General features: G+C 67.3%; 1 protein-coding gene. It reads right to left on the bottom strand.

What is annotated here, in order from left to right; all coding sequences use genetic code 11:
* The coding region (locus SB753_RS35330; protein WP_410804715.1) for a hypothetical protein at window positions 1-364 on the bottom strand (364 nt) is incomplete at both ends.

The raw sequence follows: 364 nt of genomic DNA, 5'->3' as shown, positions 1-364 counted from the left end.
ACGCGCGCATGAAGACGAGCGCGCCCCAGCCCCACATCGCGTTCGCGGCAAAGCCCATCGCGAGGCGCGGCAGCATGTTGCCGCTTGGCCAGATGCCGCGAATCGGATCGACGACGAACACGCTGGCCGCCGTCAATACGATGCCGCCGAACACGAACGCCGGCAGCCACGGCGCGCGGCGCTCGGGCGCGACGCGCAACAGCCACGCCATCAGCACCGCCCAGAACGCGCTCCAGATCGCGTTGGCGATGAACTCGGGCAGGCCGAGCGGCATGAACGGGGCAGTGGAATAACCGCTTTGATCGACGACGCCTGCGGCATGCAGCAGCGCCAGCGTGGATTCATGAAAGAACAGCGATGCCAG

Origin of the sequence: Paraburkholderia sp. SIMBA_053, from assembly GCF_046534895.1 — a bacterium.
GTDB lineage: Bacteria > Pseudomonadota > Gammaproteobacteria > Burkholderiales > Burkholderiaceae > Paraburkholderia > Paraburkholderia caledonica.
The sequence above is the reverse complement of the archived record's forward strand: the minus strand, read 5'-3'. Positions and strand labels throughout refer to the sequence as shown.